At 61.3% G+C, this 7,200-nt stretch carries 7 protein-coding genes; 5 read left to right on the forward strand and 2 right to left on the reverse strand.

Annotation, left to right across the window (positions count from 1 at the left end; translation table 11 throughout):
• Positions 1-118: 118 nt before the first annotated feature.
• The gene (sstT, locus tag HBO24_RS28790) at positions 119-1,342 is read right to left on the reverse strand and encodes a serine/threonine transporter SstT (RefSeq protein WP_115128545.1); all 1,224 of its coding nucleotides are present in this window, start codon (positions 1,340-1,342) and stop codon (positions 119-121) included.
• A 209-nt stretch (positions 1,343-1,551) separates the two neighbouring features.
• Here sstT and HBO24_RS28795 point away from each other — a divergent pair, with 209 nt between their 5' ends.
• Positions 1,552-2,706 carry an MFS transporter gene (locus HBO24_RS28795; protein ID WP_170060807.1) on the forward strand — a complete coding sequence of 385 codons (1,155 nt, stop codon included), beginning with the start codon at positions 1,552-1,554 and terminating at the stop codon, positions 2,704-2,706.
• Here the strand turns inward: HBO24_RS28795 and nhaR are convergent.
• A complete protein-coding gene (nhaR, locus tag HBO24_RS28800) occupies positions 2,703-3,602 on the reverse strand; it encodes a transcriptional activator NhaR (protein ID WP_170060808.1) in 900 nt (299 codons plus the stop codon). The two genes, HBO24_RS28795 and nhaR, sit on opposite strands and share 4 nt — an antisense overlap.
• 148 nt (positions 3,603-3,750) lie before the next feature.
• Here nhaR and HBO24_RS28805 point away from each other — a divergent pair, with 148 nt between their 5' ends.
• From HBO24_RS28805 to mnmH, 4 genes are all read left to right on the forward strand, one after another.
• A complete protein-coding gene (locus tag HBO24_RS28805) occupies positions 3,751-4,002 on the forward strand; it encodes a hypothetical protein (RefSeq protein WP_057439457.1) in 252 nt (83 codons plus the stop codon).
• Positions 4,003-4,031: 29 nt separating this feature from the next.
• Positions 4,032-4,781, forward strand: a complete 750-nt coding sequence (locus HBO24_RS28810) for a TerC family protein (RefSeq protein ID WP_057439456.1) — start codon at positions 4,032-4,034, stop codon at positions 4,779-4,781.
• Between the two features lie 93 nt (positions 4,782-4,874).
• The gene (gene selD / locus HBO24_RS28815) at positions 4,875-5,909 is read left to right on the forward strand and encodes a selenide, water dikinase SelD (protein ID WP_057439455.1); all 1,035 of its coding nucleotides are present in this window, start codon (positions 4,875-4,877) and stop codon (positions 5,907-5,909) included.
• Positions 5,909-7,009 carry a tRNA 2-selenouridine(34) synthase MnmH gene (mnmH, locus tag HBO24_RS28820; protein WP_057439454.1) on the forward strand — a complete coding sequence of 367 codons (1,101 nt, stop codon included), beginning with the start codon at positions 5,909-5,911 and terminating at the stop codon, positions 7,007-7,009. The genes selD and mnmH overlap by 1 nt, the downstream gene beginning before the upstream one ends.
• Positions 7,010-7,200: the final 191 nt, after the last annotated feature.

Below are 7,200 nucleotides of genomic sequence, written 5' to 3' on the forward strand. Positions count from 1 at the left end.
TCGGATCGCCGCATCGCTGCGATAGCATCACCTCGGTATCACTGATAGACCGAGTTGCTTGCATCGCAGGCAAGCCAGCTTCCACCCAAACCAGCGCCCACTTGCTTGCCGGGTTGTGTCAGGCCGGGTTCTTGTCTTCCTGGCCCAGGCACGCCGCAGCGGTGAACAACACGTCGGTAGACGAGTTCAGCGCGGTTTCCGCCGAATCCTGCAACACCCCGATAATGAAGCCTACGGCCACCACTTGCATGGCGATTTCACTCGGAATGCCGAACAGGCTGCACGCCAGTGGAATCAGCAACAGCGACCCCCCGGCCACACCCGACGCGCCACAGGCACAGATCGCTGCGACCACGCTGAGCAGCACGGCGGTCGGCAGGTCGACGGCGATGCCCAAGGTGTGCACGGCCGCCAGGGTCAGCACGGTAATGGTGATCGCGGCGCCGGCCATATTGATGGTCGCACCCAACGGGATCGACACCGAATAGGTGTCTTCATGCAGGCCCAGGCGCTCACTCAACGCCAGATTGACCGGGATATTGGCCGCCGAACTGCGGGTGAAGAAGGCGGTGATCCCACTTTCACGCAGGCACAACAGCACCAGCGGGTACGGGTTGCGGCGCAGTTTCCAGAACACGATGGCTGGGTTGACCACCAGTGCCACGAACAGCATGCAGCCGATCAGCACCAGCAACAGGTGCGCATAACCCAGCAAGGCATCGAAGCCGGAAGCGGCCAGGGTCGAGGCCACCAGGCCGAAAATACCCAGGGGGGCGAAGCGAATCACCACGCGCACGATCAGCGTGACGCCGTTGGACAGGTCGTCCAGCACGGTTCGGGTGGTTTCCCCGGCATGACGGATCGCGATGCCCATGCCGATGGCCCAGGCCAGGATCCCGATGAAATTGGCGTTCATCAGAGCGCTGATAGGGTTGTCCACCACGCTGAGCAACAGGCCCTGCATCACCTCGCCGATCCCGCCGGGGGCGCTGACGGCCACGTCATGGGTGCTGAGCACCAGGTTCGAGGGGAAGAGGGTACTGGCAATGACCGCGACCACCGCCGCCGAAAAGGTGCCCAGCAGGTACAGGAACAGAATCGGCCGGATATGGGTTTCCTGGCCATGCTTGTGGTTGGCAATCGAGGCCATCACCAGCACAAACACCAGGATTGGCGCCACGGCCTTGAGCGCCGAGACAAATACCTTGCCGATAAACGCGGTGGACAGGGCCGCACTGGGCGACAGCAGGGCCAGCAAGATGCCAGCGGTCAGGCCGATGACAATCTGGGTGACCAGGCTGAGGCGCATAAGTCGTTGAAAGAGTGAGGGAGCAGCAGTCATAAGAGTGTCTCTAGTTTTTTTAATGTGTACAGCGCTATGCAGGGCGCGAAGTCTAACATGCTGTAGGAAATATCCAGTTTACTGCGGCATTCAGTCGCCAAGGCCGTGTGTGGCACGGTCACATTCTGTTAAGATTCGCCATCCTCTTCTTATATCTCTGTCAGCGGGCCTCAAGGCTAACGCTGGCGTCGCCGTTTCTGGAGTTGTGCATGTTGTTGCCCATCCTGCTGCTGTCCGCAGCCGGTTTTACCGTGTTGACCACCGAATTTGTGATTGTCGGGCTATTACCCTCCATCGCTCGCGACCTGGATGTGAGCGTGTCCCAGGCCGGTCTGCTGGTGACTTTGTTTGCCTTTACCGTTGCCGCGTTCGGGCCGTTTCTGACCGCGTATTTCGCGCGTTTCGAGCGCAAGCGTCTGTTTATCAGCATTCTATTGATGTTTGGCGCGGCCAATACCCTGGCGGCCCTGGCGCCGAATATTTGGGTGATGGCCGTGGCCCGCCTGATTCCCGCTCTGGGGCTGCCGGTGTTTTGGGCCCTGGCCAGTGAAACGGCAGTGGACATCGTCGGGCCGGACTACGCTGGCCGGGCGATTGCCAAGATCGGTTTCGGGATTGTCTGCGCTACCGTCTTCGGCATCCCGGTGGGCACCCTGATCTCCGATGCGTTCGGCTGGCGCAGCGCCTTTGGCATCCTCGCCGGGGTGGCGATGCTCAAGGCATTGCTGCTGTTGATCTACCTGCCGGCCACCACCGTGAAAAAGGACGCGGTGACCCTGCGTTCGCAGTTCAAGATCCTGCGCAGCCCGTTGATGCAGGGCCATGTGTTGCTGTCGATCCTGGTCTTCAGCGGCATGTTCACCGCTTACACCTACCTGGCCGATATTCTGGAGCGCCTGGCCGGCTTCGATGGCACCCTGGTGGGCTGGTGCCTGATGGGCTTTGGCGCCGTCGGCCTGATCGGTAACTCCCTGGGCGGGCGCATGGTCGACAAGCATCCGCTGATCGCTTCTATGGTGTTTTGCGGCTTTATGATCGCCGGCATGGTAGCGCTGGTACCGGCGATCCACTCCACCCTCGGCCTGGCGGCGGCCATGGCGATCTGGGGCGTGACCCAGGCGGCGCTGTTTTTGGTCAGCCATGTGCGGTTGATGAAGGCCGCACCCCATGCGCCGGCATTTGCTGCGTCCTTGAACATTGCCGGGGCCAACCTGGGCATTGGCCTGGGCGCGATGGTCGGTGGGCGGGTGATCGACACCATGGGCCTGGGCAGCCTGGGGTTTGCCGCGTCGGGGTTTATCCTGCTGTCGATTCTCCTGGCCCTGTGGCTGATGACCGCCAAGACCCGGGTCGCCTGTGTCTAAAGCGCGGTAAACAGCTCGCGGCGAGCACCTTCGGTAATCGCCACGATGCCGGCGTGCTTGACCTTGCGCTCCACCGAGATGGCATAGAACGACTCGGTGACCGCGTCTGTCTGGCCAATCAATGCCACGCCGTATTGGCGTAGCACTTCCTCGGCAATCACGCTGGGGGCGATAAAAATCCCGCTGCCGGATTGGCCGAACGCCTGCATCAAGGCGCTGTCGTCGAACTCGCCGATAATCTTCGGACGAATCTGCTGCTCGGCGAACCAGCGCTGCAAACGGCTGCGCACCACGGTTTCTGCACCAGGAATCAACAGCGGCGCACCGTGCAGGCATTGTGGGAAATCGCCGCCGTGCAGGTCCGCCAACGCCTGGGTGGCGAAGAAGCTGATGCCACATTCCCCCAGCTTCTGGCTGTAGCCCTTGATATCCAGGTGGGTCGGCATCGGGCTGTCGGAAATCACCAGGTCCAGGCGCTGGATCGCCAGGTCGGCCAACAGCCGCTCGAGTTTGTCTTCGCGGCAGGTGATGCGCAGCGGCTCGCTCAGCTCCATGGTCGGCGCGATCAGGCGGTAGACGATGGACTTGGGCACCACATCCGCCACGCCGACACGAAACACAATCTGTTGTTCATTGGGCTGGGCGCGCAACATCGCTTCCAATTCATTGCCGGTCTGGAACATCTGCTCGGCATAGGGCAGGGCCTGGCGCCCGGCCTCGGTCAGCTCCAACTGGCGGCCGACTCGTTGAAACAGTGCGATACCAAATGTCTGCTCCAGCAGGCTGATTTGCCCGCTGATGGTCTGCGGTGTGAGGTTCAGTTGCTCGCAGGCACGCACGATGCTGCCGGTCTTGGCGACCACCCAGAAGTAATGCAGTTGTCGGTAGTTGAGCATCAGGTGCCTCGGTTGCAGAGTGTTACTTCGTATAAATCGAAGTATAAGCGAAAAAAATACGAATTTTCCTGAAGTGTTCGCTTCCTTAGAATGCCTCGCTATCGCGGGCCCAATGCTTGGGCCCAACGGTTCTAACGAGGAATACATCATGAAACTCAATTCCCTGGGCGCGGCGTCGTTGCTTGCGCTTTCATTAGTGGTGCTCAGTGGTTGCGACCAGGTCGAGAAAAGCACGCAGCAGGTGCTGGGCAAAGCCAGCGAAGCGGCCAAGCAGGCCATTGACGACACCCATAAAGCCGCCGAACAGGCGTTGAGCGAAGCGACCCAGGGCTTGATCGCCCCCAAGGACGACGAGCAGGATCAGGACTCCAAGCCTGAGCCAAGTTCCAAAGAAGCTTAATTCCCCGTATACCGAGTCAGGACTGACCTATGGATTATCTTGTACAACTGGCCGCGAGCCCTACCGCCTGGGTGGCCCTGGCGACGTTGATCGTCATGGAAATCGTGCTGGGGATCGACAACCTGATCTTCATCTCGATCCTCACCAATAAGTTGCCGGAGCAGCACCGGGCCAAGGCACGGCGCATCGGCATCAGCATGGCGCTGATACTGCGCCTGGGCCTGTTGAGCACCATCGCGTTTATTGTGCAATTGACCTCGCCGGTATTCGAAGTCTTCGGCCAGGCGTTTTCGTGGAAGGACATGATCCTGATCGCCGGCGGCCTGTTCCTGGTATGGAAGGCAACCACCGAGATCCACCACAGCATGGACCCGGAGCCCGAAGAGAAGGCCAGCGTCGGCAATACCGTGGCTATTGGCTTTGCCGCGGCCATCGGGCAGATCCTGTTGCTCGACCTGGTGTTCTCTATCGACAGCATCATCACCGCCGTCGGTATGACCGAGCACTTGCCGATCATGATCATTGCTGTGGTGACTTCGGTAATCGTGATGCTGGTGGCGGCTGAACCCCTGGCCAAGTTCATCAACGACAACCCGACCGTGGTCATGCTGGCCCTGGGCTTCTTGATCATGATCGGCATGACCTTGATCGCCGAAGGCTTCGGTGCCCATGTGCCGAAAGGCTACGTGTACGCGGCCATGGCTTTCTCGGCTGCCATCGAGTGCCTGAACATTGCCCGGCGTAATCGCCACAAGCGTTTGCTCGCTGCCCGCCAGTAACCGCTGACCCCAAAGGCCGGCTGCGCTCACAAGAGCCCAGCCGGCCTTTTGCTGTCTGTTAGAATCCCCGCACTTGATAGTTTGAGGTCCACCATGAACGAGCCGATTCGCCTGACCCAGTACAGCCACGGTGCCGGTTGCGGCTGCAAGATTTCGCCACAGGTGCTGGAAGTGATCCTCGCCGGCAGCGGTGCGCAGAACCTCGACCCCAAGCTCTGGGTGGGTAATGCCTCGCGGGACGACGCGGCGGTGTACGCCATTGATGACGAGCGCGGGGTGGTGTCCACCACGGACTTTTTCATGCCGATCGTTGACGATCCCTTCGATTTCGGGCGCATTGCTGCCACCAACGCCATCAGCGATATCTACGCCATGGGCGGCGATCCGTTGATGGCCATCGCGATTCTCGGCTGGCCGGTCAATGTGCTGGCCCCGGAGATCGCCCGGGAAGTGATTCGCGGTGGCCGTGCAGTGTGCGACGCGGCGGGCATTCCCCTGGCCGGTGGGCACTCCATCGACGCCCCGGAGCCGATCTTCGGCCTGGCCGTCACCGGGCTGGTGCACAAGCGTCATATGAAGCGCAACGACACCGCCACCGCCGGTTGCCGCTTGTACCTGACCAAACCCCTGGGCATCGGCATCCTTACTACCGCCGAGAAGAAGGGCAAGCTGCGGGAAGCCGATATCGGCCTGGCGCGGGACTGGATGTGCACCCTCAACAAGCCCGGCAGCCGCTTTGGCAAGCTGGCCGGGGTTAGCGCCATGACCGACGTGACCGGTTTCGGCCTGCTCGGGCACCTCGTGGAAATGGCTGACGGCAGCGGTTTGACCGCGCTTATCGAATACGAAAAAGTCCCACGCCTGCCAGGGGTCGAGTACTACCTGGACCAGGGTTGTGTGCCTGGCGGTACGTTGCGCAACTTCGACAGTTACTCGCGCCAACTGGGCCGTATCAATGAGTTGCACAAGCGCGTGCTGTGCGACCCGCAAACCAGTGGCGGGCTGCTGGTGGCGGTCACGCCTGAGGGCGAAGCCGAGTTTCTCGCGGCAGCGGCCGAACTGGGGCTGAACCTTGCGCCCATTGGCCAGTTGGTCGAGCGACAGAGCCACGCGGTAGAGGTGTCTTGATGCCCATCGACATCACCGATTACCGCGATATCTTTCTTAACGACCGGCCGATGATGGATACCCGTGCGCCGGTCGAATTCGTCAAGGGTGCGTTCCCCGGTGTGGTCAACCTGCCGTTGATGAACGATGACGAACGCCAGCGGGTGGGCACTTGCTATAAGCAGCAAGGGCAGCAGGCGGCGATTGTGCTGGGACACCAACTGGTCAGCGGCGCAACGCTGCAGGAGCGACTGGCGCGCTGGACCGCGTTTGCCCAGGCCAACCCTGACGGTTACCTGTATTGCTTCCGTGGCGGCTTGCGCTCGCACTTGGTGCAGAAGGTGCTCAAGGACGAAGCGGGGATCGACTATCCCCGGGTCGGCGGTGGCTACAAGGCTATGCGTACCTTCTTGCTGGAGACCGTGGACCAGGCTGTGGAACAGTGCGATTTCGTCCTGCTGGGTGGCCTGACCGGCAGCGGCAAGACCGAGGTGCTCCAGCAACTGCGCAATGGCCTGGACCTGGAAGGCTACGCCAACCACCGGGGCTCCAGCTTTGGCAAGCGGGCCACGGGCCAGCCGTCGAATATCGACTTTGAAAACCGCCTGGCGGTGGACGTACTGAAAAAGCGCGCGCGGGGCATCGAGCAGTTTGTGCTTGAGGACGAAAGCCGCATGATCGGTAGCTGCGCCTTGCCGCTGAACCTGCACCGGGGCATGCAGGCGTACCCGATGGTGTGGCTGGAAGAGAGCCTGGAAAACCGCGTCGAGCGGGTCTTGCGCGACTATGTGATCGACCTGTGCGCGCAGTTCAACGCCGAGTTTGGCGAAGCGGGCTTCAGCCTGTTCGCCGAGCGCCTGGTGCAGAGCCTGGCCAATATCCACAAGCGTCTGGGTGGGGAGCGCTACCAGCGCTTGCACGGGCTGATGCAGGACGCCCTGGCCGAGCAGGCCCGCTCGGGGAACGTGGATTTGCATCGCGGGTGGATTGTCGGGCTGCGTGAATACTACGACCCGATGTACGCGTTCCAGCGTGAGAAGAAGGGCGCCCGGATCGAGTTTTCCGGGGAGCAGGGCGCGGTGGTGGAGTATCTGCGCGAGCGTGCTGCCCGGCGCGGGTGATTGGTTGGTTTTCAGGGCACCATCGCTGGCTTGCCTGCGATGAGCTACACGTCTCTTTAGTGATTCTTAGGTTTGTGTACATATCCGTTGCTGCGGTCATGGCCACTTAGGGTTCCGCCCTTACGGCGGCTCACTTTGGAAAAGCCCCAAAGTAAGCAAAGGGCTTTTGCCCCACCACTCGGCACCTCGCC

It is taken from the genome of Pseudomonas sp. WS 5410, assembly GCF_012985645.1.
GTDB lineage: Bacteria > Pseudomonadota > Gammaproteobacteria > Pseudomonadales > Pseudomonadaceae > Aquipseudomonas > Aquipseudomonas shahriarae.

Excerpts from the sequence above, each read along its gene's own strand:
- sstT (WP_115128545.1), bottom strand. The coding sequence starts at position 1,342 with ATGACTGCTGCTCCCTCACTCTTTCAACGACTTATGCGCCTCAGCCTG.
- HBO24_RS28795 (WP_170060807.1), top strand. The coding sequence starts at position 1,552 with ATGTTGTTGCCCATCCTGCTGCTGTCCGCAGCCGGTTTTACCGTGTTG.
- nhaR (WP_170060808.1), bottom strand. The coding sequence starts at position 3,602 with ATGCTCAACTACCGACAACTGCATTACTTCTGGGTGGTCGCCAAGACC.
- HBO24_RS28805 (WP_057439457.1), top strand. The coding sequence starts at position 3,751 with ATGAAACTCAATTCCCTGGGCGCGGCGTCGTTGCTTGCGCTTTCATTA.
- HBO24_RS28810 (WP_057439456.1), top strand. The coding sequence starts at position 4,032 with ATGGATTATCTTGTACAACTGGCCGCGAGCCCTACCGCCTGGGTGGCC.
- selD (WP_057439455.1), top strand. The coding sequence starts at position 4,875 with ATGAACGAGCCGATTCGCCTGACCCAGTACAGCCACGGTGCCGGTTGC.
- mnmH (WP_057439454.1), top strand. The coding sequence starts at position 5,909 with ATGCCCATCGACATCACCGATTACCGCGATATCTTTCTTAACGACCGG.